The sequence below is a fragment of the Streptomyces nymphaeiformis genome, from assembly GCF_014203895.1.
Taxonomy (GTDB): Bacteria; Actinomycetota; Actinomycetes; order Streptomycetales; family Streptomycetaceae; genus Streptomyces; species Streptomyces nymphaeiformis.
Window position 1 is genome coordinate 16,334 of the sequence record NZ_JACHJY010000011.1, and the last position, 23,208, is coordinate 39,541.

The 23,208-nt window shown below is 71.7% G+C and carries 25 protein-coding genes; 10 read left to right on the forward strand and 15 right to left on the reverse strand.

What is annotated here, in order from left to right; all coding sequences use genetic code 11:
- Positions 1 to 1,005 (forward strand): porphobilinogen synthase, encoded by a 1,005-nt coding sequence (gene hemB / locus GGE06_RS33330; RefSeq protein ID WP_116160376.1) that lies wholly within the window; start codon positions 1 to 3, stop codon positions 1,003 to 1,005.
- A gap of 7 nt (positions 1,006 to 1,012) precedes the next feature.
- Here the strand turns inward: hemB and GGE06_RS33335 are convergent, their stop codons facing one another.
- Positions 1,013 to 1,771 (reverse strand): DUF4253 domain-containing protein, encoded by a 759-nt coding sequence (locus tag GGE06_RS33335; protein WP_184932542.1) that lies wholly within the window; start codon positions 1,769 to 1,771, stop codon positions 1,013 to 1,015.
- Between the two features lie 109 nt (positions 1,772 to 1,880).
- Between GGE06_RS33335 and GGE06_RS33340 the strand changes: the two genes are divergently transcribed.
- Positions 1,881 to 2,150: a DUF1876 domain-containing protein gene (locus GGE06_RS33340; protein WP_116165466.1), complete on the forward strand. Its 270-nt coding sequence runs from the start codon at positions 1,881 to 1,883 to the stop codon at positions 2,148 to 2,150.
- Between the two features lie 64 nt (positions 2,151 to 2,214).
- Here the strand turns inward: GGE06_RS33340 and argS are convergent, their stop codons facing one another.
- Positions 2,215 to 3,975 (reverse strand): arginine--tRNA ligase, encoded by a 1,761-nt coding sequence (gene argS, locus GGE06_RS33345; RefSeq protein WP_116160378.1) that lies wholly within the window; start codon positions 3,973 to 3,975, stop codon positions 2,215 to 2,217.
- Positions 3,976 to 4,148: 173 nt separating this feature from the next.
- Here argS and lysS point away from each other — a divergent pair, with 173 nt between their 5' ends.
- A complete protein-coding gene (gene lysS, locus GGE06_RS33350; RefSeq protein ID WP_116160379.1) occupies positions 4,149 to 5,870 on the forward strand; it encodes a lysine--tRNA ligase in 1,722 nt (573 codons plus the stop codon).
- A gap of 73 nt (positions 5,871 to 5,943) precedes the next feature.
- Here the strand turns inward: lysS and GGE06_RS33355 are convergent, their stop codons facing one another.
- The 3 genes from GGE06_RS33355 to GGE06_RS33365 all read right to left on the reverse strand — a co-directional run bounded on the left by GGE06_RS33355 (position 5,944) and on the right by GGE06_RS33365 (position 9,103).
- Complete coding sequence (locus tag GGE06_RS33355; RefSeq protein WP_184932543.1) at positions 5,944 to 7,215, reverse strand: DUF2637 domain-containing protein; 1,272 nt, start codon at positions 7,213 to 7,215, stop codon at positions 5,944 to 5,946.
- Positions 7,216 to 7,334: 119 nt separating this feature from the next.
- The gene (locus tag GGE06_RS33360; protein WP_116160380.1) at positions 7,335 to 8,090 is read right to left on the reverse strand and encodes a DUF3558 domain-containing protein; all 756 of its coding nucleotides are present in this window, start codon (positions 8,088 to 8,090) and stop codon (positions 7,335 to 7,337) included.
- Between the two features lie 134 nt (positions 8,091 to 8,224).
- On the reverse strand, positions 8,225 to 9,103 hold the full coding sequence (locus GGE06_RS33365; RefSeq protein ID WP_116160381.1) for a DUF3558 domain-containing protein: 879 nt from the start codon (positions 9,101 to 9,103) through the stop codon (positions 8,225 to 8,227).
- A 174-nt stretch (positions 9,104 to 9,277) separates the two neighbouring features.
- Here GGE06_RS33365 and GGE06_RS33370 point away from each other — a divergent pair, with 174 nt between their 5' ends.
- Complete coding sequence (locus GGE06_RS33370; RefSeq protein ID WP_116160382.1) at positions 9,278 to 10,471, forward strand: RtcB family protein; 1,194 nt, start codon at positions 9,278 to 9,280, stop codon at positions 10,469 to 10,471.
- A gap of 64 nt (positions 10,472 to 10,535) precedes the next feature.
- Here the strand turns inward: GGE06_RS33370 and GGE06_RS33375 are convergent, their stop codons facing one another.
- The gene (locus GGE06_RS33375; protein ID WP_116160383.1) at positions 10,536 to 11,300 is read right to left on the reverse strand and encodes an SDR family NAD(P)-dependent oxidoreductase; all 765 of its coding nucleotides are present in this window, start codon (positions 11,298 to 11,300) and stop codon (positions 10,536 to 10,538) included.
- Positions 11,301 to 11,364: 64 nt separating this feature from the next.
- Positions 11,365 to 11,700, reverse strand: a complete 336-nt coding sequence (locus tag GGE06_RS33380) for a YnfA family protein (protein WP_116160384.1) — start codon at positions 11,698 to 11,700, stop codon at positions 11,365 to 11,367.
- Positions 11,701 to 11,870: 170 nt separating this feature from the next.
- Between GGE06_RS33380 and GGE06_RS33385 the strand changes: the two genes are divergently transcribed.
- Positions 11,871 to 12,263, forward strand: coding sequence for a hypothetical protein (locus GGE06_RS33385; RefSeq protein ID WP_312883391.1), 393 nt, complete (start codon positions 11,871 to 11,873; stop codon positions 12,261 to 12,263).
- Between the two features lie 24 nt (positions 12,264 to 12,287).
- Here GGE06_RS33385 and GGE06_RS33390 read toward each other — a convergent pair whose 3' ends face one another.
- Entirely contained in the window at positions 12,288 to 13,712 is a 1,425-nt protein-coding gene (locus tag GGE06_RS33390; RefSeq protein ID WP_184932544.1) for an FAD-dependent oxidoreductase, read from the reverse strand.
- Positions 13,713 to 13,840: 128 nt separating this feature from the next.
- Here GGE06_RS33390 and GGE06_RS33395 point away from each other — a divergent pair, with 128 nt between their 5' ends.
- Together GGE06_RS33395 and GGE06_RS33400 are read left to right on the forward strand one after the other, a co-directional pair.
- On the forward strand, positions 13,841 to 14,401 hold the full coding sequence (locus tag GGE06_RS33395) for a TetR/AcrR family transcriptional regulator (protein ID WP_116160386.1): 561 nt from the start codon (positions 13,841 to 13,843) through the stop codon (positions 14,399 to 14,401).
- 113 nt (positions 14,402 to 14,514) lie between these two features.
- The gene (locus tag GGE06_RS33400; RefSeq protein ID WP_116160387.1) at positions 14,515 to 15,000 is read left to right on the forward strand and encodes a MarR family winged helix-turn-helix transcriptional regulator; all 486 of its coding nucleotides are present in this window, start codon (positions 14,515 to 14,517) and stop codon (positions 14,998 to 15,000) included.
- A 44-nt stretch (positions 15,001 to 15,044) separates the two neighbouring features.
- Here the strand turns inward: GGE06_RS33400 and GGE06_RS33405 are convergent, their stop codons facing one another.
- Entirely contained in the window at positions 15,045 to 15,785 is a 741-nt protein-coding gene (locus GGE06_RS33405) for a Mut7-C RNAse domain-containing protein (protein WP_116160388.1), read from the reverse strand.
- 101 nt (positions 15,786 to 15,886) lie between these two features.
- Positions 15,887 to 16,738, reverse strand: coding sequence for an NAD(P)H-binding protein (locus GGE06_RS33410; protein ID WP_184932545.1), 852 nt, complete (start codon positions 16,736 to 16,738; stop codon positions 15,887 to 15,889).
- A gap of 116 nt (positions 16,739 to 16,854) precedes the next feature.
- Here GGE06_RS33410 and GGE06_RS33415 point away from each other — a divergent pair, with 116 nt between their 5' ends.
- On the forward strand, positions 16,855 to 17,301 hold the full coding sequence (locus GGE06_RS33415; RefSeq protein WP_116160390.1) for a GNAT family N-acetyltransferase: 447 nt from the start codon (positions 16,855 to 16,857) through the stop codon (positions 17,299 to 17,301).
- Here the strand turns inward: GGE06_RS33415 and GGE06_RS33420 are convergent.
- Genes GGE06_RS33420 through GGE06_RS33430 form a run of 3 tightly spaced genes read right to left on the reverse strand, consistent with a single transcriptional unit; the run spans position 17,298 to position 18,963 of the window.
- Positions 17,298 to 17,816 carry a GNAT family N-acetyltransferase gene (locus GGE06_RS33420; protein ID WP_184932546.1) on the reverse strand — a complete coding sequence of 173 codons (519 nt, stop codon included), beginning with the start codon at positions 17,814 to 17,816 and terminating at the stop codon, positions 17,298 to 17,300. The two genes, GGE06_RS33415 and GGE06_RS33420, sit on opposite strands and share 4 nt — an antisense overlap.
- Before the next feature lie 14 nt (positions 17,817 to 17,830).
- A complete protein-coding gene (locus GGE06_RS33425) occupies positions 17,831 to 18,682 on the reverse strand; it encodes a helix-turn-helix domain-containing protein (RefSeq protein WP_184932547.1) in 852 nt (283 codons plus the stop codon).
- Between the two features lie 32 nt (positions 18,683 to 18,714).
- On the reverse strand, positions 18,715 to 18,963 hold the full coding sequence (locus GGE06_RS33430; protein WP_116160393.1) for a hypothetical protein: 249 nt from the start codon (positions 18,961 to 18,963) through the stop codon (positions 18,715 to 18,717).
- A 163-nt stretch (positions 18,964 to 19,126) separates the two neighbouring features.
- Between GGE06_RS33430 and GGE06_RS33435 the strand changes: the two genes are divergently transcribed.
- Positions 19,127 to 19,966, forward strand: a complete 840-nt coding sequence (locus tag GGE06_RS33435) for a substrate-binding domain-containing protein (RefSeq protein ID WP_184932548.1) — start codon at positions 19,127 to 19,129, stop codon at positions 19,964 to 19,966.
- A 3-nt stretch (positions 19,967 to 19,969) separates the two neighbouring features.
- Here GGE06_RS33435 and GGE06_RS33440 read toward each other — a convergent pair whose 3' ends face one another.
- Positions 19,970 to 20,356: a MerR family transcriptional regulator gene (locus GGE06_RS33440; RefSeq protein WP_184932649.1), complete on the reverse strand. Its 387-nt coding sequence runs from the start codon at positions 20,354 to 20,356 to the stop codon at positions 19,970 to 19,972.
- Between the two features lie 116 nt (positions 20,357 to 20,472).
- Here GGE06_RS33440 and GGE06_RS33445 point away from each other — a divergent pair, with 116 nt between their 5' ends.
- Positions 20,473 to 22,428 (forward strand): APC family permease, encoded by a 1,956-nt coding sequence (locus tag GGE06_RS33445; protein WP_184932549.1) that lies wholly within the window; start codon positions 20,473 to 20,475, stop codon positions 22,426 to 22,428.
- 4 nt (positions 22,429 to 22,432) lie between these two features.
- On the opposite strand, the gene GGE06_RS33450 is transcribed toward GGE06_RS33445, so the two are convergent.
- Positions 22,433 to 23,035 carry a hypothetical protein gene (locus GGE06_RS33450; RefSeq protein WP_116160397.1) on the reverse strand — a complete coding sequence of 201 codons (603 nt, stop codon included), beginning with the start codon at positions 23,033 to 23,035 and terminating at the stop codon, positions 22,433 to 22,435.
- Between the last annotated feature and the right edge of the window lie 173 nt (positions 23,036 to 23,208).

A 23,208-nucleotide genomic window follows, 5' to 3' on the forward strand; every position in this document is an offset into this window, starting at 1 on the left:
ATGAACTCGTACGGATCCTTTCCCGGGGCGCGGCCGCGGCGGCTGCGGACGACACCTGCCATGCGTCGGATGGTGGCCGAGACGCGGCTGCATCCCGCCGACCTGATCCTTCCCGCGTTCGTGCGCGAGGGGATCACCGAGCCCGTGCCGATCCAGGCCATGCCCGGGGTCGTGCAGCACACGCGGGACACCCTGCGGAAGGCCGCCGTGGAGGCGCTGGAGGCCGGGGTCTCCGGGATCATGCTCTTCGGCGTGCCCGAGGACGAGAAGAAGGACGCCGCCGGCACTGCCGGCACGGACCCGGACGGGATCCTTCAGGTCGCCATCCGGGACGTGAAGGCCGAGGTCGGCGACGAGCTCGTCATCATGTCCGACCTGTGCCTCGACGAGTTCACCGACCACGGCCACTGCGGCGTCCTGGACGCCGACGGCCGCGTCGACAACGACGCCACGCTGGAACGTTACGCCGAGATGGCCCAGGTCCAGGCCGACGCCGGCGTCCACGTCGTCGGCCCCTCCGGAATGATGGACGGGCAGGTCGGAGTCGTCCGCGACGCCCTCGACACCATCGGCAAGGAGGACGTGTCGATCCTCGCGTACACCGCGAAGTACTCCTCCGCCTTCTACGGCCCGTTCCGCGAGGCCGTCGGCTCCTCCCTCAAGGGCGACCGCAAGACCTACCAGCAGGACCCCGCCAACCTCCACGAGTCCCTGCGCGAGCTGGCACTCGACCTGGAGGAGGGCGCCGACATGGTCATGGTCAAGCCCGCGGGCCCCTACCTGGACGTGCTCGCCAAGGTCGCCGCCTCCGTCGACGTCCCCGTCGCCGCGTACCAGATCAGCGGGGAGTACTCCATGGTCGAGGCCGCCGCCGAGAAGGGCTGGATCGACCGCGAGAAGGCGATCCTGGAGACCCTCACCGGCATCCGCCGCGCCGGTGGCCAGATGATCCTCACCTACTGGGCGACCGAGGCCGCGCAGTGGCTGTCCGCCGGGCGCCGCTGACCGGGACCTAGTCCCACCAGAAGGTCCACACCGGAGTGTCCAGGAGGGCCTTCTCGGCGTACCAGCGCAAGCCGCCGTGCGGGCCCTGGTCGATGTTGTCCGGGCAGAACGCGTAGTGCTCCGCCGCCACCGCCCCGGCCTCCTCCAGGGTCCGGGGCGGTGCCGCCACCGAGACCACCAGCTGGTCGAAGGTGAGCGCCACGACCCGCGCGCCGAAACGGTCCTCCCACGAGCGCAGCACCGCGCACAGACGCGCCACGTCGTTCTCGTGGTTCAGCGGCCCGCCCCAGCCGATCACCGCCGGTATGTCCGCGCTGCGCCGCGCCGGAACCAGCGCCGGCCGGGCGTCCTCCAGCCAGAAACCCGGCTCTGTCAGCATCTCCGCGACGGTGGCCGCCGCCCGGTCGGGGTCCGTGTCGACCGGCTGCGCCGGAGCCGGCCCCGGCCAGCCGCCCTCCCCGCGAGACCCCCAGAACCCGGCCAGAACCTCGTCCGCCTCGTGGTCGGCCGGGTCGCTCATCCGCCCCGGCTCCAGCTCCCACTCCTCCAGGCTCCGGTCGACGCCCAGCAGCACCGGCAGCAGCCCCGCCGTACGGGCCGCCGGACGCAGCGCGCCCCACGCGGCGGGCCCCGCCGGACCGTGCCCTGACCAGAGGTACGGGTCGTCCGCAGGGCCCCGGAGGGCGCCGGGCGGCAGGTCGAGGCCGAAGGAGCGGCCCGTCGGATCGGACACGAGCTTCGGCAGCTGGTTCGGGATCATCGCCATGATCAGAAGGTAGGCGGCCCCACTGACAACGGGGCGAGTGGTGGGGCGGCAGCGGGCGGCGCACCCTGGAGTGGTAGCCGACAGGTCCTCGGTGGAGGTGGTCCTCATGATGCACACGCTTGTCGGATGGCATGTGGAGATGGAATTCAAGGAGGAAGGTGACCGGACGCGGGCCGCGGCCATGGTCCGGCTCACCGACGGCACCGAGTTCCGGGCCCACGGCACCGCGAACCGGCACCCCTCGGACCCGGACCAGCTTCGGGTGGGCGAGGAGATCGCCGGCGCACGCGCCCTCATGGACCTCGCCTCGCAGCTGCTCCAGAAGGCCCACAAGGAGATCGACGAGGTGTCCGGCCGGACCTCTCACGCCATCCGCTGACGACGCGGACACGACGAAGCCCCCGGCACGGCGTTCCGTACCGGGGGCTTCGCTTCCGGATGTGTCAGAGGCGCTCGGGCGTCCGGATGCCGAGCAGGGCCATGCCCTGGTGCAGCGTGCGGGCCGTGAGCTCGCACAGGAACAGACGGTTCTCGACCTGCTCCGGGGTGTCCGCCTTCAGGACCGGGCACTCCGAGTAGAACGTCGTGTAGTGCGAGGCCAGCTGGTACAGGTACGCCGCCAGCTTGTGCGGCGCGTACTCCGCGGCCGTCTCCGCGATCAGCTCGCCGAAACCGTCCAGGTGCAGACCGAGGGCCCGCTCCGAGGCGGCCAGGCCCAGCTCCCGGTGCGCGACCGGCTTCGCGTCGCCGGCCTTCCGCAGGATCGACTGGATACGCGCGTACGCGTACTGCAGGTACACCGAGGTGTCGCCGTTCAGCGAGACCATCTGGTCCAGGTCGAACTTGTAGTCGCGGGCCGCCGACGTCGACAGGTCCGCGTACTTCACCGCGCCGATGCCCACCTGAGCACCACGCTCGGCGATCTCCGCCTCCGTGAGGTCCTGGGCCTTCTCCCGGACCACGGCCGAGGCACGGTCGATCGCCTCGTCCAGCAGGTCCACCAGCCGCACCGTCTCGCCCTCACGGGTCTTGAACGGCTTGCCGTCCTTGCCCAGGACCGTGCCGAAGGCCAGCTGGACGGCCTTCACCTCGTCGTTCAGCCAGCCGGCGCGGCGGGCCGTCTCGAAGACCATCTTGAAGTGCAGCGACTGGCGGGCGTCCACCACGTACAGCAGCGACGTCGCCTTCAGGTTCTGCACCCGGTCCCGGATCGCCGACAGGTCCGTCGCCGCGTAGCCGAAGCCGCCGTCGGACTTCTGCACGATCAGCGGCACCGGGTTGCCGTCCGGGCCCTTCACGTCGTCGAAGAAGACGCACAGCGCGCCCTCGGAGCGGACCGCGACGCCCGACTCCTCGAGGATGCGGCAGGTCTCCACCAGCATGTCGTTGTAGCCGGACTCGCCGACGACGTCGCCGTCCCGGATGTCCATGTCCAGCTTGTCGAAGACCGAGTAGAAGTAGATCTTCGACTCGTCGACGAACCGCTGCCAGAGCGCCAGGGTCTCCTCGTCGCCCGCCTGGAGGTCCACCACCCGGGCGCGGGCCCGGGTCTTGAACTCCTCGTCCGAGTCGAACAGGGCACGCGAGGCCTTGTACAGCCGGTTCAGGTTCGACATGGCCTCCTCGCCGGAGACCTCCGACTCCGAGGAGTGGTCCAGCTCGTGCGGGTGCTCGATCAGGAACTGGATGAGCATGCCGAACTGGGTGCCCCAGTCGCCGATGTGGTGGCGCCGGACCACCGTCTCGCCGGTGAACTCCAGGATCTCGACCATCGCCGCGCCGATCACCGCGGACCGCAGGTGGCCGACGTGCATCTCCTTCGCCACGTTCGGCTGGGCGTAGTCGATGACCGTCGTGCCCGCCGACTCGTTGAACGGCACGCCGAGACGCGCGTCCGCCGCACGGGCCGCGAGGGTGTCGATGATCGCCGAGTCGGTCACCGTGATGTTCAGGAAGCCGGGGCCCGAGACCTCGATCTCCTTCAGGACGTCGTTGGCCGGGATGGCCTCGACGACCTTCGTCGCCAGCTCACGCGGATTGCCCTTGAGCTGCTTGGCGAGCGCCAGGATGCCGTTGGCCTGGAAGTCGGCCCGGTCGCTTCGTCGCAGCAGCGGGTCGGCGGACGCGGCGTCCGGCAGAGCCGCCGAGAGGCCGTCCGCGAGGCGCTGCTGCACGGTCGAAGCGAGGGAAGGGACCGAGGCCATGAGCTTCCGTTCCTGTTGAGTCCGTCAGGTCTAATTCGCTTGTCAAGTGTCCCACGGCGGCGCAACGTGATTTCCCCGCCTGTGGACAACCTCGGAGAGTGTCGTTCCGTCTGGGAGAATGGTCCTCGTAGGGCTGACAGGCAGAACCCCTCAGGAAGAAGGACGTACCGACCGTGGCTCAGAGCAGCACCGAGACCGACTGGGTCTCCCGTTTCGCGGACGAGGTCATCGCCGAGTCGGAGCGACGTGCGCCTGGCAAACCGGTCGTCGTCGCCTCCGGACTCTCCCCCTCCGGTCCGATCCACCTCGGCAACCTCCGCGAGGTCATGACCCCGCACCTGGTCGCCGACGAGATCCGCCGCCGCGGGTACGAGGTCCGGCACCTCATCTCCTGGGACGACTACGACCGCTACCGCAAGGTCCCGAACGGCATCGAGGGCATCGACGCCTCCTGGGCCGAGCACATCGGCAAGCCGCTGACCTCGGTTCCGGCCCCCGCCGGCTCGCCCCACCCCAACTGGGCCGAGCACTTCAAGGCCGCCATGGTCGAGTCCCTCGCGGAGCTCGGCGTCGAGTACGACCCGATCAGCCAGACCGAGCAGTACACGGCCGGCGTCTACCGCGAGCAGATCCTGCACGCCATGAAGCACCGCGGCGACATCGACGCCATCCTCGACCAGTACCGGACGAAGAAGGCCCCGAAGAAGCAGTCCCAGAAGCCCCTCGACGAGGCCGAGCTGGAGGCCGAGGAGGGCTCCGGCGCCGCGGCCGAGGACGACGGCTCCGGCGGCGCCTCCGGCTACTTCCCGTACAAGCCCTACTGCGGTCAGTGCGAGAAGGACCTCACCACCGTCACGTCCTACGACGACGACACCACCGAGCTCGCCTACACCTGCACGAACTGCGGCTTCGCCGAGACCGTCAAGCTCAGCGAGTTCAACCGGGGCAAGCTGGTCTGGAAGGTCGACTGGCCCATGCGCTGGGCCTACGAGGGCGTCATCTTCGAGCCCTCCGGCGTCGACCACTCCTCGCCCGGCTCGTCCTTCCAGGTCGGCGGGCAGATCGTCGGCATCTTCGACGGCGTCCAGCCCATCGGTCCCATGTACGCCTTCGTCGGCATCAGCGGCATGGCCAAGATGTCCTCCTCCCGCGGCGGCGTGCCCACCGCGGCGGACGCCCTGAAGATCATGGAGCCGCAGCTGCTGCGCTGGCTGTACGCCCGCCGGCGGCCCAACCAGTCCTTCAAGATCGCCTTCGACCAGGAGATCCAGCGGCTCTACGACGAGTGGGACAAGCTGGAGGCCAAGGTCGCCGACGGCTCCGTCCTGCCCGCCGACGCCGCCGCCCACTCCCGCGCCGCCCGCACGGCCGCCGGCGAGCTGCCGCGCACCCCGCGCCCGCTCCCGTACCGCACCCTCGCCTCCGTCATGGACATCACCGCCGGCCATGACGAGCAGACCCTGCGGATCCTCACCGAACTCGACCCCGAGAACCCGGTGACCTCCCTCGACGAGGTCCGGCCGCGCCTCGACCGCGCCGAGAACTGGATCACCAACCAGGTCCCGGCCGACCAGCGCACCATCGTCCGCGAGGAGCCCGACACCGAGCTCCTCGGCACCCTCGACGACCAGGGCCGCGAGTCGCTCCGCCTGCTCCTGGAGGGCCTCGACACCCACTGGTCGCTCGACGGACTCACCACCCTCGTCTACGGCGTCCCGAAGGTCATGGCCGGTCTCGACCCCGAGGCCAAGCCGACGCCCGAGCTGAAGCTCGCCCAGCGCGCCTTCTTCGCCCTGCTCTACAAGCTCCTCGTCAGCCGTGAGACGGGCCCCCGCCTGCCCACGCTGCTGCTCGCGGTCGGCGCGGACCGGGTGCGCAAGCTGCTCGGTGCGTGAGTGTGTGACCTGAGTGCGTGAAAGGGCCGCCACCCGGATCCGGGTGGCGGCCCTTTCACGTGCGACGTCTCTCCTACGGGGTGTCCACGTCGGCCCTCGCCTGCTGGACGCGCTCCTGCGCACTCGGCACCGCCTGCCGCAGCAGGTCGATGTCGTTCGGCGGGAACTCCGGAAGGCCGTACTGCTCGGCCACCAGTCGTGCCAGCTCGGCCTCGGCCGGGAACTGCTCGTGCTCGAGCACGTACGACCCCATGACCTTGTAGACGACGTCCTCGAAGTCGTCGACCCGCTGCTCCGGCTGCTCCACGTACTCCGGGTACTCCACGAACTCCTCCGGACCCGCCGGCGGCACGTCCTCCGGTCCCTGCGGAACCGGGACCGGCATGGGTTCGAGGCCCTCCACGATCTGCGGGTTGTACGTGCCCTCGTACGACTCCGGGGAGACCTGCGTGGCGTCGAACCACGGACTCTCGTGATTCACCGGCCCGACCGAGGCCTGCTCCTGTCCGGGAACCTGCACCTGCCCGGGAACCTGCGCCTGGACCTGCGCCGGGACCTGGCCCTGGACCTGCGCCGGCAGCGCCGCCTGCTGCGGCGACTCCGCCAGTGCGACCGGCTGCGGCAGCGGCGACAGCGGATCCGCAGGCAGGACGACCGGCTCGATGCCCGCCGCCGCCAGGCCCTCCGGCGCCGTCTCCGCCAGCGGCACCCCGTACCGGGCGAGACGCAGCGGCATCAGCGCCTCCACCGGAGCCTTGCGCCGCCACCCCCGCCCGAAACGCGCCTGCAGCCGCGCCTGGTAGACCAGCCGCTCCTGCTCCAGCTTGATCACCTGCTCGTACGAGCGGAGCTCCCACAGCTTCATCCGCCGCCACAGCCGGAACGTCGGCACCGGCGACAGCAGCCAGCGGGTGATCCGGACGCCCTCCATGTGCTTGTCGGCCGTGATGTCCGCGATCCGGCCCACCGCGTGCCGCGCGGCCTCCACCGACACCACGAACAGCACCGGGATCACCGCGTGCATCCCCACGCCCAGCGGGTCCGGCCAGGCCGCCGCGCCGTTGAAGGCGATCGTCGCGGCCGTCAGCACCCAGGCGGTCTGGCGCAGCAGGGGGAACGGGATCCGCAGCCAGGTCAGCAGCAGGTCCAGCGCGAGCAGCACACAGATGCCCGCGTCGATGCCGATCGGGAAGAAGTACGAGAAGGTGCCGAAGCCCTTCTGCAGGGCGAGCTCGCGCACGGCGGCGTACGAACCCGCGAAACCGATCCCCGCGATGATCAGCGCACCGCCGATGACGAGGCCGATGAGTATCCGGTGTGTGCGTGTCAGCTGCATCGCGGCCACCCGCGAACCCTCCCGTCAATCGACATCCGGCGCGCACAGAGTGGCACATGTGAGCGAAGCCCGGCCCTCGGGGGAGGGACGGGCTCCGCGCGAATGTGGCACTCTGCGCTGGTTTGTGACTACTTGTTGGCTGCGGCGACCGCCGCCACGGCCTCCTTGACCGCGGTCCCCGCACCGTTCGTGATCGTCTTCTCCGACGGCGTCTCGGCACCCGCGTAACCGGCGCCGTTGTACGACAGCAGAACCAGCACGTTGCCCGTCCGCACCAGGACCGACGTGTACTGGAAGTCCTCGTCCGTCTTGCGCAGCTGGTACGTGACGGTCTTCGCCTCGTCCCCGATGCCGTTCGCCGTGACGGTCTTCAGCTTCTTCGCGCCCGGCGTCTCCTGGACCTTCGCCAGCTCCTTCGCCAGGTTCTCCTGGGCGCGCTCCTGACCGCTGCCGAGCACCGCGTCGGAGTCGTAGCGGTAGAAGGACACGTCCAGCCAGCGGTACTGAGAGCCCTTCACGCCCTTGTCGTCGAGCCCGTTCCACGAGCAGCCGCCACGGCTGGCCAGGTCACTGGAGGCCGCCGGCGTGCCGCCCTTCGTCTTCGCCTTCGGCACCAGCGACGCCGTCGTCTTCGCCGAGATCGCCTTGCAGACCTGCGGGAGCTTCGCGAACTTCGCCGGCTCGACCTTCTTCGTCGACTGCGAGGGCGACGGCGTCACGGAGGCCGACGCCGACGTCTGGCCCTGACCCTGCTGCCCCTCCCCCTGCGTCTTGCCGGAGTCCCCGGAATCCGAGGAGGAGCACCCCGCGGCGACGAGCATCACCGGGACGGCGGCGCAGGCGAGTATGCGGGAGAGACGCGTTCGCGGAGCTGATCGCTGCATGGTTCCTTCAGTCGCTTGTCGTACGGTCGGCCGGTGACCCGTCGGCCGGAGCCACGGGCGCGGCCATGGCCACGGCCACGGGTACGCCGACACGTTACGTGGTCGCCGTCCGCTCACGGATCGCAGCCGAACGGCTACTCCTCCAGCCGCTCGGCCAGCTGCCGGGCCAGATTCCGGGCCTTTTCCTGCAGTTCCGCACTGTCCGGGTCCTCCGCGGAACCCGTGGTCTGCTCCCGGTACGAGATCGTCACGATCACGTTCGATGTGCGGAAGACCACGCTGACGGCACGCTGATGACTGTTCGCGCCCGTCGTGCTGAGGACGTCGTCGACGAACGCGATGTCCCCGAGACCCTCGAGGACGCGCGGCTCCAGACCGGTCGCCGACTCCGTGGCGTCCGGGTCGGCGGGGCCGCCCGTCGGCGTCTTGGCCGGCGGAGCCGTGGTCGCGGCGGTGGCGGTGGCGGAGGTGGTCGGGCTGCCCGTGGGGGGTGCCGTCGCCGTCGCCGTCGGGCTCGGCGGCGCCGTGGGCGGTACCGGGATGCCCGCCGCGAGCTGCTTGCGGACGTACACCTCCTGCGCCCGGTCGTCATCGCTGACCGCCGCGTCGTACGACACCACCCGCTCGATGTCGAGGGACAGCCGGTGCGAGGTGTCCGGGGTGTCGGCCTTCCACGTGCAGCCCACGCGCCGGTCCGTGTCGTACGTGACCGCCGCGACGCCCCGGTACGCCTTGTCGCGCTCGGCGTCGGGCAGCGCGGCCGCGCCCGGGAGCAGGTCCTTGAGGGTGGCCTGCGGGACGGCGCCGCAGGGCTCGAAGAGGGTGCGGTAGCGGCCGGGGGGCGCGACGGGGGCGGAGGCCTGGCCTGCCTTGGCGTCGACGGCGATGTCGTCGGCGGGGGTCCCGGCGGAGCACGCGGTGAGGCCGGCGCCCAGGCCGAGGCCGAGTGCGAGGGCGACGGCGGTGCGAGCCGCGGACCCGGTGCGGCCGGGTGCGTACCTCTTTCGCTGCACGGTCCCAGGCTCCCTTCACCCGAAGTCTTTCCCGAAAACTGTTTGCCGCGCGAACTCGGCCGATGGACACAATGTCTATCGCACACGCAGCCGTTGATGCCGGTCCGCTGTCACCTGTACGGGCTTTGGCTCCGGTTTTTGCGTTATCAGGCTTTTCGGGGGAAGTGGGGAAGTATGTCGTACGTAGAGGTACCCGGCGCGAAAGTACCGATCAGGATGTGGGCCGACCCCGCCTCGGTCGAGGGCGGCGCCATGCAGCAGCTGCAGAACGTGGCGACGCTGCCGTGGATCAAGGGCCTGGCCGTGATGCCGGACGTGCACTACGGCAAGGGCGCGACCGTCGGCTCGGTGATCGCGATGCAGGGTGCGGTCTGTCCGGCGGCGGTCGGCGTGGACATCGGCTGCGGCATGTCGGCGGTCAGGACGTCCCTGACGGCGAACGACCTGCCGGGCGACCTGTCCCGCCTCCGCTCGAAGATCGAGCAGGCGATCCCGGTGGGCCGGGGCCTCCACCGCGAGGAGGTGGACCCGAAGCGGCTGTACCAGTTCCCCGCGGCGGGGTGGGAGGACTTCTGGGCGCGGTTCGACGGGGTCGCGGACGCGGTGAAGTTCCGTCGGGAGCGGGCGGCCCTGCAGATGGGGACGCTCGGATCCGGCAACCACTTCGTGGAGTTCTGCATCGACGAGTCCGGCTCGGTGTGGCTCATGCTGCATTCCGGGTCGCGGAACATCGGCAAGGAGCTCGCCGAGCACCACATCGGCCAGGCGCAGAAGCTGCCGCACAACCAGGGCCTCGTCGACCGCGACCTGGCGGTGTTCGTCGCGGACACCCCGCAGATGGCGGACTACCGGCACGACCTGTTCTGGGCGCAGGAGTACGCGAAGTACAACCGCGCGATCATGATGGCGCTCTACCAGGAGGTCGTCCGGAGGGAGTTCCGCAAGGCCAGGGTGACCTTCGACCCGGTGATCTCCTGCCACCACAACTACGTGGCGGAGGAGCGGTACGAGGGCATGGACCTGCTGGTCACGCGGAAGGGCGCGATCCGGGCCGGCTCCGGGGAGTTCGGGATCATCCCGGGCTCGATGGGCACGGGCTCGTACATCGTGAAGGGCCTCGGGAACGCGGCGTCGTTCAACTCCGCCTCGCACGGCGCCGGCCGGAAGATGAGCCGGAGCGCGGCGAAGCGGCGCTTCTCGACGCGGGACCTGGAGGAGCAGACGCGGGGCGTGGAGTGCCGCAAGGACTCCGGCGTCGTCGACGAGATCCCGGGCGCCTACAAGTCGATCGAGAAGGTCATCGACCAGCAGCGGGACCTGGTGGAGGTCGTCGCCAAGCTGAAGCAGGTCATCTGTGTGAAGGGCTGAGGGGTTCCCTTCAGGGACGAGAGGGGCCGGTGCGGTGCACCGGCCCCTCTCGCGCGTCCGGGTCCTACAGCTCGCGGTGGACCTTGGTGTTGGAGGCCTGGGCTCGGGGGCGGACCACCAGGAGGTCGATGTTGACGTGCGGGGGGCGGGTGCAGGCCCAGGTGATGGTGTCGGCGACGTCGTCGGCGGTGAGGGGCTCGGCGACGCCCGCGTAGACCTTGGCCGCCTTGTCGGTGTCGCCGCGGAAGCGGGTCGTGGCGAACTCGTCGGTCTTGACCATGCCGGGGGCGACCTCGATGACGCGGACGGGGGTGCCGACGATCTCCAGGCGGAGGGTCTCGGCGAGGACGCGGGCGCCGTTCTTCGCGGCGACGTAGCCCGCGCCGCCCTCGTAGGTGGAGTGGCCGGCGGTGGAGGAGAGGACGACCACCGTGCCGTCGCCGCTCGCGGTGAGGGCGGGGAGCAGGGCCTGGGTCATGTGGAGGGTGCCGAGGACGTTGACCTCGTACATCCGGCGCCAGTCCTCGGGGTCTCCGGTGGCGACCGGGTCGGCGCCGAGGGCGCCGCCGGCGTTGTTGACGAGGACGGCGAGGGTGCGGAAGGCGGTGGCGAACTCGTCGACGGCGGCGCGGTCGGTGACGTCGAGGGCGTAGGCCGTGGCCTGGTGGCCGGCTTCGTTGATCTCGGCGGCGAGGGCCTCGATGCGGTCCTTGCGGCGGGCGGTGAGGACCACGCGGTAGCCGGCGGCGGCCAGCTGTCGGGCGGTGGCGGCGCCGATTCCGCTGCTCGCTCCGGTGATGACGGCGATGGGGGTGCCGGCGGCAGTCATGACGTGCTCCTCGCGCGTGTGGTCGATTGCGGGTGGATCGCCTGGTCAGGATAGGCGGGCGTGGTCAGCGGCCTCGTGGGGCGTACATGATCACGGCCATGCCGGCGAGGCAGATGAGGGCGCCGGTGACGTCCCAGCGGTCGGGGCGGTAGCCGTCGGCGGCCATGCCCCAGGCGAGGGAGCCGGCGACGAACACCCCGCCGTAGGCGGCGAGGACGCGGCCGAACTCGGCGTCGGGCTGGAGGGTGGCGACGAAGCCGTAGACACCGAGGGCGATGACTCCCGCGCCGATCCAGATCCAGCCGCGGTGCTCCCGCACGCCCTGCCAGACGAGCCAGGCGCCGCCGATCTCGAAGAGGGCGGCGAGGACGAACAGGGCGATGGAGCGGGCGATCAGCATGAGGGCAGGGTGTCATGCCGGGGGACACGCGGGCTGATGAGTTGTCAGACTATGTGATCGGTCGTCGGTATTTTGTGCTTATGCGTGGATTTTGGAAGGGTTTGGTAGGGGTCGTTCTCGCGGCCGTGACGGTGGTGGGTGCGGGCGGGAGTGCCGGTGCCGTGGGGCCGGTGGCCGGGCCCGAGGCGGATCTGTCCCATCACGGGCACGTCTCCCTCTGGGAGGGGAGGGTCGGCGTCTGGCTCGTCAGTGAGAACCACGGGCCTTCCGACATCCCCCAGGCGACGGTCCGGATCGCCTTCTCCGAGCCGATGGCGGGGGGCGAGGAGCTGCCGCCGGCCTGTCTGTGGAGCAGCGACCGGGTGGTGTCCTGCCGGACGGGCGCGCTCGGGGCCGCTGGGGGCACCGGCGAGCTGGCGCTCGACCTGCGGACCGCGGCCCTCCCGGACGAGATGACGGTCGAGGTCACGACGGCCTGGAGGGACGGGGTGGCCGACCGGAACCGGTTGAACGACCGCCATCGTGTTCTCGTGCTCGCCACCGGGGATCCTTACGTCTTCTGAGTCCGGGCCGGTCCGGGCCTCCTTTCAGTTGCTCGTCCAGTGGACGTAGCCGTCGGGGCGGATCAGTACGGCGGCCTTCTTCGCCGGGTCCGTCCAGGTGGCCCGTACGAGGTGCTTCGGGGTGACGGGGGTGCCGGCCGGCGGGGCCGGGTTCGCTCCCTCCGGGGCGATCAGGACGAACTCGCCCTGGCGGAGCAGCTCGTAGAGCCGGCCTTCGCGCAGGTGGGCGTCGGGTGCGCGGCGGCCCGAGGGGCGGCGGCTGCCGGGCGCGGGGGCGTAGGAGATGCCGATGCCGCTGATCATGCCCACGGCGCGGGCCGAGGCGGGCCGGATCGCGCCCAGGAGTCGGACGGCGAGGGAGCGGGCGGCTCGGGTGAGCGGGGTGTGGGCCATCGCGAGGCGGACGATCGCGCCGCTGCTGCGGAGCACCATGGTGCCGACGGGGTGGCGCTCGGACTGGTAGCTGTCGAGGAGGGCCTCGGGGTCGGGCGCCTCGCCGCGGAGCACGGCGGTGAGCTTCCAGGAGAGGTTGGCGGCGTCCTGGAGGCCGGTGTTCATGCCCTGGCCGCCGGCGGGGGAGTGGACGTGGGCGGCGTCTCCGGCGAGGAAGGCGCGGCCGACGCGGTAGGCGGGGGCCTGGCGCTCGTCGCTGTGGAAGCGGGAGATCCAGCGGGCGTCGTGCATGCCGTGGTCCGTTCCGAGGGCCTTGCGGGCGATCTCGCGGACCTCTTCGAGGTCGACGGGCTCGCTGTCGTCGACCTGGCGGGTGCGGGTCCAGCCCATGACCCGGTACCAGCCGTCGCCGAAGGGGGCGATGAAGGCGAAGGTGTCCCCGGCGCCGGCGACGCTGAAGGAGTCGGTGGGCGCGTCGGTCAGGCGCACGTCGGCGAGGACGATGGAGCGGATCACGGACCGGCCGGGGAAGGGCAGGCCGAGGGCGGTGCGGACCGAGCTGCGGTGGCCGTCCGTGCCGACCAGGTAGCGGGCGCGGAGCGTGAGCGGGGTGCCGTCGGGGTCGGTGAGTTCGGCGGTGACGCCGTCGGCGTCCTGGCGCAGTCCGCGCAGCTCCGTCCCGTACCGGAAGGTGACGCCCGCGTCGACCGCGCGGCGCTCCAGGAGGCGCTCGACCTCGTACTGCGGGGTGACGAGCAGGTGGTTGAAGCGGGTGGGCAGTCGGGTCATGTCCATGTCCAGGCGGCCGAAGAGCCGTGCGCTGGTCAGGGTGGTGCCGGTGGCGAGGAGTTCGTTCGCGAGGCCGCGGGCGTCGAGCTGCTCGAGGGTGCGGGCGTGGACGCCGAAGGCGCGGGTCATGTTGCCCAGGCCGTGCGGTCGGCGCTCGACGAGGGTGACGTCGATGCCGGCGGCGGCGAGGTCGCCGGCGAGCAGGAGGCCGGTGGGGCCCGCGCCGATGACGAGTACGTCCGTGTCCGTGGTGCTGTTGGTGCGCATGGCTGCCTCCAGGGTGCCCACGATCGTTTGCCAACGGATGTTGGTCAACAGGTGTTGGTCAACATCCGTTGGCAACGGTAGGGCGGCTCGGATGGCGTGTCAACACCTGTTGGCCTACAGTTGTTGGTATGACGACCGTCCGCCGTTCCGACGCCACCCGGGCCGCCATCCTGGAGGCCGCCCGCGAGCGCTTCGCCTCCGACGGATACGAGCGCGCCACCATCCGGGCCATCGCCCGCGACGCCGGGATCGACCCGTCGATGGTGATGCGCTACTACGGCAGCAAGCAGGGGCTTTTCGCCGCCGCGTCCGCCATCGAGATCGGCATGCCCGAGCTGGGCGCCCTGCCCGCGCAGCACGTCGGGGTCGCCCTCGTCACCCACTTCCTGGACCGCTGGGAGAGCGACGAGGCCCTCACCGCGATGCTGCGGGTGGGGGTCACCAACGAGGTCGGGGCCGCGCGCGTGCACGAGATCTTCGCCGCGCAGCTCGGCCCGGTCACCCGCGGCGTCTGCCCCGACCCGGCGGACGCGCCCCGCCGTGCGGCGCTCGTCGCGTCCCAGATCCTCGGCATGGCGCTCGTCCGCTACGTGCTGCTGCTGCCGCCGGCCGTCGAGATGTCCGCCGAGGAGGTCGTGGCCTGGCTGGCACCCACCGTGCAGCGCTATCTCACCGCCGAGGCGCCCTGAGCCGCCGAGGCGCCCTGAGCCGCCGAGGCGCCCTGAGGCGCCGGGGTCGTGCCTGATGCCGGGGTGGCTCCTGCCGGCGTGACGTCGCGGTGCCTGGTTCGTACAATCTCTGCATGACGCAGAAGAGTTCCGTCCGGCGCGAGGCGCTCATGACCGAGCTGTACGGGGAGGCCCGGCGCTACATGGCCGCCTACGCCCTGTTCAACCAGGCCGTCGCCGACCACTTGGGGCTCCACCCGACCGACGTGCAGTGCCTGAACCTCCTCAGCCTGGAGGAAGAGCCCGTGACCACCGGACGGGTCGCCGAGCTGACCGGGCTCACCACCGGCTCCGCGACCCGCCTCGTCGACCGCCTCGAACGCGCCGGCTACGTGACCCGCGAGCGCGACACCGAGGACCGGCGCCGGGTCCTGGTGGCCCTCGTCCCCGAGCGGATGGCGGAGCTCGGCGAGCTCTGGCGCAAGCTCAACAGCACCTGGGGCACGATGTTCGACGTCTACAGCGACGCCGAGGTCGCGCTGCTCATCGCCCACATGCGGCGCACCGTGGAGGTCAGTGCCGCGCAGGTCGAGCGGCTGCGCGGGGGTGACCTCGGCTGACCCGGGGCCTCTGACCCGGGGCCTCCGCCCCGGGGTGCTTCCTCTTAGTGCGCCGCCGCCCCGCCGAACTCCCGCACCGCGTCCGAGACGATCGCCTCCAGGCGGGCGTGGTGCGCTCCGCGCCAGTAGACCCGGCCGCACTCACCGCACTGGGCGAACACGTCGTACGTCTTCTCCGTGCCCTGCTCCAGACGCTCCCGCACCGTGTCCTTGTCGGCGTCGGTCAGCTCCCCGTTGCACGCCGTGCAGCGCGTCCACGGCGCGAGCCGCGGCGCGAACCTCTCCAGCACGTCGCGGAGCTGGTCGTCCGGGCGGTCGCTGTAGATGTAGGCGCCCGCCCACAGTTCCCGGCGGCGCAGCAGGCCGCGGTCCCGCGACAGCATCACGCGCCGCTCGCTCGCGGAGAGCGCGGCGAGGGCGGGGTCGCCGATGTCCTCGCTCTCGTACGCCGCGTCCACGCCCAGTAGGCGCAGCCGGCGGGCCAGCGTGCCGAGGTGCACGTCCAGGAGGAAGCGGAGCGGGGCGCCGGGCGGTGCCTGCTGGGGGCGGACCACGTCCTCCACCTCGACGGTCTCGCCCGCGCCGGGCACGTGCGAGGCGTCCACCGGGTGCCCGTCGACCAGCAGTCGTCCTGCCTCCGTGAGCGGCACGCCCAGCGACTCCACCACGTGGCCGAGCGACGAGGTGCCGTCGGTGGTGAGGGGGGTGCGGCCGGTGCGGCGTTCCGCCGGGACGAAGAGGTGGAGGGCGGGGGCGAAGCTGATCTGGATCTGGGGTCCGTTCACGGGGCCAGGATGGCATTGCGGGCCGGCGGGGGGCCAGGGAATTCGGTTCCGGTGGGGTGCGGGCCCGCAACGGGCGGCGGGCGGGGGCCCGCAGCGGTGCCTTACGCGCGGAAGGCCTCCGCGTGGTCCTCGGTCCAGGTCGTGAACGTGCGGGGCGGGTGGCCCGTCAGGGTCTCGATCGTTCCGGTCAGGGGGGTCGGGCGGCCGTCGTGGGAGGACCAGTAGGCGAGCAGGGCGTTCGCGAACGGGGCCGGGAGGAAGGGGGACACCGACTCCTTCCACTCCTCCGGGGTGACCGTTCTGTACGGCGCGGGGCGGCCCGTCGTCTTCGCCAGGATCGCCAGCTGCTCCGTGAAGTCCAGCGACTCGGGGCCCGTCAGGTGGTACGCGGAGCCTCGCAGCCGGGGCTCGGTGAGCACCGCGAAGGCGGCCTCGGCGACGTCCCGCTCGTGGATCGGGTCGACGTGCGCGTGCGGGTACGGCAGGGCCGGTCCGTGGCCGTCCTTGAGTGCCCACGCCCACTGCAGGGCGTTCGTGGCGAAGGCGCCGGGGCGGAGGAGGGTGGTCTCGAAGGCGCCCGAATCGGCGGCGGTCGACAGGGCTTGCTCGGCCGCCAGGTGGGACGACGCGATCGGGTTCTCGGCTGCGTCCGGGGCGAGGACCGAGCTGGAGGAGAGCAGGACGACGTGCTCGACGCCGGCAGCGCGGGCCCGGTCCGCGAACGTGTCGGCGTGCGCCGCCTCCGCGTACAGGAAGACCGCGTCCACGCCGTCCAGCGCGGTGTCGAAGGTGGCCGGATCCGTGAGGTCGCACCGCGCGGTGTCGACGTTCGGGGGTGGGGAGAGGTCCGCCGGTTTCTTCGATCCGGCCCTGGCCTCGATGCCCGCCGCGTCGAGCAGGGCGAGCAGGGTGGCGGCGACCCGGCCGCGGCTTCCGGTGACGAGGACGGTCATGTGAGGCTCCTTGGAAGGCTGTAGCTGCGTTGCGCATTCTCTGTGCTGTGCAGATAAATATCCGAGGTTCCGTCTTTTCCGTCAACCCTGAAAAAACCTGGGGTACCGTCCCCGACATGAAGATCATCGACCTCGCCCCGGGCGATCCCCGGCTGGAGAGCGACCTCCTGCCCGTGCTCTCCGAGCTCCGCCCCCACCTCACCCCGGAGCTCTTCCGCGAGGTCTACGAGGGCGGGCACCCCCAGGGGCTGCGGTTCAGCGCCGCCTACACGGACGGCGGCCGCTGCGTCGGCGCGGCCGGCTGGCGGATCGTCGTCAACACCAGCTCCCTGCGCCAGCTCTACGTCGACGACCTCGTCACCGCCGCCGCCGACCGCTCCACCGGCGTCGGCCACGCGCTCATCGCCCACCTGGAGGACCACGCCCGCGCGGCCGGCTGCCACGAGCTCAACCTGGACTCCGGCACCCACCGCACCGGCGCCCACCGCTTCTACCTGCGCGAGCGCTTCGACATCGTCGCCTTCCACTTCGTCCGGCCGCTGACCGCGCCGGACGCCGGCTAACCCAGGTCGAACCGCCAGTCGTTGCAGCGCATCGGGCGTCCCGGCGGGTACTCGAAGTCCCGCTCGCCGAGCAGCTCGAACCCGGCCTTGCGGCACACCGCGTTCGACGCGGCGTTGTCCGCGGACGGGAACGCGTGCAGATGGCGGTGCCGCCCCGCCGCCCGCGCCTCGGCCACCACCGCGCGCGTGGCGGACGTGGCGAGGCCCCGGCCCTGGAAGCCCGGCAGCACCGCCCATCCCGTCTCGTACACCGGCTCGCCGTCCCAGGTCTGCGCCCAGAAACCGATGCTGCCCACCACGGCCCGCTCCGGCAGCAGCACGATCCGGAACATGCGCCCCGCGCCCGTGTCGTCGGAGCTCAGGTCCACGTACCGCCGGTGCCGCCGGACCAGCTGCTCCTCGGTCTCCGGCCCGCCGAGGTGGTGCATCAGATCCGGCGCGTTCAGGGCGCGCAGCAGGCCGGCGTCCTCCTCGGACCAGGGCTCCAGGCGTACGGGTGAGGTGTCGTCGTCCATGTCCGTACGCTAGGTCAGGGCACTGACACCGCGCGGGCGTACGCCGTGGGCGGCACCCCGATCGTCGCCGTGAAGTCCCGTACGAGATGGGCCTGGTCGCTGTAGCCCAGCTCCGCGGCGAGGCCCGCCCAGTCGGGGACCCCCGCCGCCTCCGCGCGCTCCAGGGCCTCGTGGAACCGGTAGCGCAGGATCACCCACTTCGGGCCGACCCCGACGTGGCCGGCGAACAGGCGCTGGAGCGAGCGCGCCGACAGGCCGCTCGCGGCGGCCAGCCGGGCCACCGTGCGGACCGTCCGGTCCGAACGGACCAGGTCAACCAGCTCCATGGCCTGCTCCGCGGCCGGGTCCGGTGCCGGTCCGTGGGCCAGGAGGAACGCGTCGAGCGCCGCCACGCGCGCGTGGTCGTCCTCGGGAGACAGCACGGCGGCCAGGGGGCTCGCGCCCCCGCCCGGGAACACGTCTCCCAGCGGCACCCGCCGGCCCGTCCACTCCGACACCGGCCACGCGGGCGCGAAGGGCCTGAAGCCGCCCGGTCGGAACTGCACCCCGCAGACCCGGCCCGTCTCCGTCAGCTTCTGCGTGAACAGGCCCAGCCCCACCCCCGACACCTCGGCCCAGGCCCTCGCGTCCTCCGCCGGGGCGCCCAGCCGTCCGTACCTCTGGAAGACGACGTTCACCGACGGGTGCGGGACGAGATGGCTCGCGTACGGCTCCGGCAGCTCCCAGTCCATCAGCCAGTAGTGCTCCAGGTACGGCCGCAGCTCCGGCGCCGGGACGTGGCGGCGGAAGCGGACCCGGGAGAGCAGCTCGGCGGGGTCGACGATGCCCCGGGTGTCCCGTCGGGGTCGGGGAGCGGAGGCGGACATGGTCCGCATGCTAGATGCGGAGCGCGGCCCGGTCAGTGCAGGTGGCCCGCCGGGCCCAGGGTGAGCCGGGAGACGACCTGGCCGAACGCGTGCTCCTCCTCGGGGGTCAGGGGCACCGATTCCTGCGGGTGCCAGATCCGCTCCAGCGGGGTGACCGCCGGCTCGCGGCGGGCGCGCGCCCTGGCGCGCAGGTTCAGCGCCAGCCACGCCACCGTCGAGACGGCGAGCAGGCCGAAGAGCGTGATCACGCGGGGGTCCGGGAACGGGCCGGGCAACGACATGGCGCACTCCAGGTTCCTACTGCTTCCTCCCGACCCGTTCAGTTAACACCCCTTGGGGCGGTTTCGGCAGGGGTGGCCCGGGAGGCAGGCCCTCTTGTGCGGTCCGGGGAAGCGCTCCAAGGTGACGGACGAGGGAGATTCCGGCCGGGGAGGGAGCAGCCGCATGTCCGGAACAGAGGGATGGGGATTCACGGACGACAGGGGTACGGAGCTGGGGGCCGCCCGCGTGCCGCTGCGCGTCGTCGCGTACGTGCGGGCCGGGGCGGCGCTGCTCGACCTGGGCGTGGCGCCGGTCGCCGTGTACGGCTCCGGGCACGACGGCGCGGCGCTCGATCCGGCCAAGGCGGGCGGTCTCGGGGCGGCCGGAGTGCCGTACCTCGGGCCCGGCCGAGCCCTGGACGAGGAGGTGCTGCGCGCGCTGCGCCCGGACGTGATCGTCGACGTGACCTATGACGGCAAGAGTCCGTACGCGCTCGACGAGGCGGTCGCCGAGCGGCTCGGGGTCCCGCTCGCCGCGCTCTCCGTCGGCAACGAGCTCACCCTGCCGGCGATCCTCGACCGCTTCTCCGCGCTGGCCACGAGCCTCGGCACCGAACCCCTCGAAGACGCCTCCGGCGCGGAGCACCTCGCCTCCGCCGAGGCCGCCCTCCGGGACCTCGCCGCCCGCTCCCGTCTCGACGTGCTCGCGCTCTCCGGCGCCGGGCCCGAACAGGTGCACCTCGCCCGGCCGCAGGCCTGGCCCGAGCTGGCGCATCTCGCCGGGCTCGGCGTGCGGCTGCTCGACCCCGGCCCGGGGCCCGGCGCCAACTGGCTCACCGGCGACTGGGACCGGGTCGCCGCGCTCCGGCCCGGCCTCGTCCTCTTCGACGAGCGGGCGAACGCGACCCCGCCGTACGAGCTTCCTTCCGGGGTCCGCCTCACTCCCTGGAACCCCGAGACCCCGCCCAGCCCCACCGCGTACGCCCGCTTCTTCCGCGTCCTCGGAGAAGCGCTGGCGGCGTAGGCCCTAGGCCAGGCTGGTGCGGAGGGAGTCGGCGAACTCCTCCGCGCGGGCCAGCTGGGCCCGCAGTTCGGCGACGCGCTCCGCCGCTGCCGTCTCGTAGCGGCGGACGCGGGCCGTCAGTGCCGCCCGCTCGTCCGGTTCGAGTCCGCCGTCGGACAGCCGGTCGACGGCCGTGAGGAGTTCGCGGGTCTCGTCGAGGGTGAAACCGAGCGGCTTCATCCGGCGGACCACCATCAGCCGGGACACGTCCGCGTCCGTGTAGAGGGGGAAGCCGCCCGGCGAGGCCGCGGAGGGGACCACCAGGCCGCTGTCCTCGTACTGCCGGATGGTCCGCAGCGACAGTTCGGTCCGTGCGGCGACCTCGGCGATCTGCAGGGGCCGGCCGGCCATGCGTACTGCGCTCACGCGTCTCGTCCTTCCTCGTGCGGGGATCCCCAGGGCGTGCGGGCTCCCCTCAGGGCGCGGCTTCCGCGCATTACATACCATTCGTCCTAACTTCAGCACTTATGAGAGCTGGAAGTGCGGCGAAACGCCTGCTCGTAGGTCGTCCGTTGGACACCGGGCGGCTCGGGGAGACGCTGCTGCCCAAGCGGATCGCCCTCCCCGTCTTCTGCAGCGACCCGCTCTCCTCCGTCGCCTACGCCACCGAGGAGATCCTGCTCGTCCTCGGCCTCGGCGGTCTCGCCGTGCTCCATCTGGCCTGGTACGCGGCGGCCGGCATCGTCGTGCTGCTCGTGGTCGTCGTCGCCTCCTACCGGCAGACCTGCTACGCCTACCCGGGCGGCGGCGGGGCCTATGTCGTCTCCGCCGAGAACCTCGGCCGCAGGGCGGCGCTCACCGCCGCGTCCGCGCTGCTCATCGACTACGTGATGACCGTCGCCGTCTCCGTCGTCTCCGGGGTCGCCGCCATCACCTCCGCGGCCCCCTCGCTCGACGGGCACGCCGTGTCCCTTTCGGTGTTCTTCGTCGTGGTCCTCGCGTGGATGAACCTGCGCGGGGTCCGCGAGTCGGGGCGCTGGTTCGCCGCCCCCACGTACGCCTTCATCGCCGTCGTCTACCTGATGTTCGCCGTGGCCGCGGTGCGGATGGCGATGGGCACGACGATCCGCGCCGAGTCCGCCGACCTGCCCGTGGAAGAGGTCTCCACCTACGCGGGCATCGCGCTCGTGCTGCTCGCCCTGCGCGCCTTCGCCTCCGGCTGCACCGCGCTGACCGGTGTCGAGGCCGTCAGCAACGGCGTCCCGGCCTTCGCGAAGCCGAAGAGCCGCAACGCGGCCATGACGCTCGCGATCATGGGCGCGCTCTCCGCGACCATGTTCTTCGGGATCACCGTGCTCGCCATGGTCTACGAGGTCCACGTCGCGGAGGACCCCACGGAGCTCGGGCTCGCCCCCGGCACCCCGATGCCCACCGCGCTCGCCCAGATCGGCCGGGCCACCTTCGGCGACTGGCACGTCCTCTTCTACGCGCTCCAGGCCGTCACCGCGGGCGTCCTGATCCTGGCGGCCAACACCGCCTTCAACGGCTTCCCGATGCTCGCCTCGGTCCTCGGCCGGGACCGCTACGCGCCCCGCCAGCTCGTCCACCGCGGCGACCGGCTCGTCTACTCCAACGGCATCGTCCTCCTCGCGCTCGCCGCGATCGCCCTCATCGTGGCCTTCGACGCACAGCTGACCCGCCTCATCCAGCTGTACATCATCGGCGTCTTCGTCTCCTTCACCCTTTCCCAGGCCGGCATGGTCAAGCACTGGAGGCGAGAACTCGCCAGCCCCTCCGGAACCGGGGCCGCCGACCGCCGCACCGTCCACCGCCGGCTCGCGATCAATGCCTTCGGCGCCTGCCTGACGGCGGTCGTCCTCGTCATCGTCCTGATCACCAAGTTCACCCACGGCGCCTGGCTGGTCGTCATCGCGATGCCGCTGCTCTACGCCGGGATGAAGGCCGTCCGGCGGCACTACGACACCGTCGCCGCCGAGGTCGCCGTCGCACCGGGGGACCGGCCCCACACCCTCGCCGAGAACCACATCCTCGTCCTCGTGGCCTCCGTCAACGCCCCGAGCCTCCGCGCGCTGTCGTACGCCAGGACCCTGCGCCCCGACTCGCTCACCGCCGTCACCGTCGCCGAGGACCCGGCGGAGGCGGAGGTGCTCCGCGCGACCTGGGAGGCGCACGGCATCGACGTACCGCTGAGGGTGCTCAGCTCCCCGTACCGCTCGATCGTCCAGCCCGTCCTGCGGCACGTCCGGGACGCGCCCGAGCGGACGGGGGAGTCGGTGGTCTCGGTGGTCATCCCCGAGTACGTGGTCGGGCACTGGTGGGAGCGGCCGCTGCACAACCAGATCGCGCTGCGCCTCAAGGCCCGTCTGCTGTTCGTGCAGAACGTCGTGGTCATCGACGTGCCCTACCGGCTCGCCTCCGCCCGCGAGCTGGCCGCCGAGCGCGCCGGAACCCCCTCGCCGTAGGAGGTCAGGGCCAGACCAGGCAGTACGGCTGGTGTCCCGCCTCGTGGAGGCGGACCGAGAAGTCCTGCCACTCGTGGAGGAGCTGGTAGACGTCGAAGGCGTCGCGCGGGCCGCCGCGGTCCGGGACCGTCGACCAGATGAAGGCGGCGGCGCCGACCGACTCCTCGCCGATCCCGCGCAGCGGGTCGACGACGGTCATCGGCAGCTTCACGACCGCGTAGTCGGGGTGCAGCACGACCAGCTCGAGCGGCGGCACCTTGTGCAGGGGCATGCCCTGGATGCCGGTGAGGACCATGGCCGCTATCGTCTCGGGCTTGATCTTGGTGAACATGCCGCCCATGCCGAGCTCGTCCCCGCCGAGCTCCTCGGGGCGCATCGAGATCGGGACCTGGGCCGCCGTGGCGCTGTTGGGCGCGCCGAAGTACTTGTACGTCACCCCCAAGCTCCGGCCCCCGGTCGTCGGGGCCGATTCCGCAGGGGGCTCCGGGTTCGGCCGGCGCTCCGAAGCGGTCGGCTCCTCGGTGCGCCTGCGCCGGTGCCTCCCCCGCCGGGCAGACTCCGGACCCAGATCGTCCGTCCCCTCGCCCGGTCCGCCACCGCGATGCATATCTCCACCCGACTGCTTTTTCTCGGCAACACGACCCCGCCGCGCAACCCGATCATCGTGTCAGTGACCTCCCCCGCGTTCGTACGGTGAAACACCTGTCCGCAAGAACGCCGTGGCCTCTGACACCATGGATTCCGTGAGTCATCCCTATGACGCCCCAGTTTCGCAGACGC

What these genes read in the sequence shown, in the direction of transcription:
- hemB (WP_116160376.1), top strand. Translation starts at nt 1, where the DNA reads ATGAACTCGTACGGATCCTTTCCCGGGGCGCGGCCGCGGCGGCTGCGG.
- GGE06_RS33335 (WP_184932542.1), bottom strand. Translation starts at nt 1,771, where the DNA reads ATGGCGATGATCCCGAACCAGCTGCCGAAGCTCGTGTCCGATCCGACG.
- GGE06_RS33340 (WP_116165466.1), top strand. Translation starts at nt 1,881, where the DNA reads ATGCACACGCTTGTCGGATGGCATGTGGAGATGGAATTCAAGGAGGAA.
- argS (WP_116160378.1), bottom strand. Translation starts at nt 3,975, where the DNA reads ATGGCCTCGGTCCCTTCCCTCGCTTCGACCGTGCAGCAGCGCCTCGCG.
- GGE06_RS33360 (WP_116160380.1), bottom strand. Translation starts at nt 8,090, where the DNA reads ATGCAGCGATCAGCTCCGCGAACGCGTCTCTCCCGCATACTCGCCTGC.
- GGE06_RS33370 (WP_116160382.1), top strand. Translation starts at nt 9,278, where the DNA reads ATGTCGTACGTAGAGGTACCCGGCGCGAAAGTACCGATCAGGATGTGG.
- GGE06_RS33375 (WP_116160383.1), bottom strand. Translation starts at nt 11,300, where the DNA reads ATGACTGCCGCCGGCACCCCCATCGCCGTCATCACCGGAGCGAGCAGC.
- GGE06_RS33380 (WP_116160384.1), bottom strand. Translation starts at nt 11,700, where the DNA reads ATGCTGATCGCCCGCTCCATCGCCCTGTTCGTCCTCGCCGCCCTCTTC.
- GGE06_RS33390 (WP_184932544.1), bottom strand. Translation starts at nt 13,712, where the DNA reads ATGCGCACCAACAGCACCACGGACACGGACGTACTCGTCATCGGCGCG.
- GGE06_RS33395 (WP_116160386.1), top strand. Translation starts at nt 13,841, where the DNA reads ATGACGACCGTCCGCCGTTCCGACGCCACCCGGGCCGCCATCCTGGAG.
- GGE06_RS33400 (WP_116160387.1), top strand. Translation starts at nt 14,515, where the DNA reads ATGACGCAGAAGAGTTCCGTCCGGCGCGAGGCGCTCATGACCGAGCTG.
- GGE06_RS33410 (WP_184932545.1), bottom strand. Translation starts at nt 16,738, where the DNA reads ATGACCGTCCTCGTCACCGGAAGCCGCGGCCGGGTCGCCGCCACCCTG.
- GGE06_RS33415 (WP_116160390.1), top strand. Translation starts at nt 16,855, where the DNA reads ATGAAGATCATCGACCTCGCCCCGGGCGATCCCCGGCTGGAGAGCGAC.
- GGE06_RS33420 (WP_184932546.1), bottom strand. Translation starts at nt 17,816, where the DNA reads ATGGACGACGACACCTCACCCGTACGCCTGGAGCCCTGGTCCGAGGAG.
- GGE06_RS33425 (WP_184932547.1), bottom strand. Translation starts at nt 18,682, where the DNA reads ATGTCCGCCTCCGCTCCCCGACCCCGACGGGACACCCGGGGCATCGTC.
- GGE06_RS33430 (WP_116160393.1), bottom strand. Translation starts at nt 18,963, where the DNA reads ATGTCGTTGCCCGGCCCGTTCCCGGACCCCCGCGTGATCACGCTCTTC.
- GGE06_RS33435 (WP_184932548.1), top strand. Translation starts at nt 19,127, where the DNA reads ATGTCCGGAACAGAGGGATGGGGATTCACGGACGACAGGGGTACGGAG.
- GGE06_RS33440 (WP_184932649.1), bottom strand. Translation starts at nt 20,356, where the DNA reads ATGGCCGGCCGGCCCCTGCAGATCGCCGAGGTCGCCGCACGGACCGAA.
- GGE06_RS33445 (WP_184932549.1), top strand. Translation starts at nt 20,473, where the DNA reads ATGAGAGCTGGAAGTGCGGCGAAACGCCTGCTCGTAGGTCGTCCGTTG.
- GGE06_RS33450 (WP_116160397.1), bottom strand. Translation starts at nt 23,035, where the DNA reads ATGCATCGCGGTGGCGGACCGGGCGAGGGGACGGACGATCTGGGTCCG.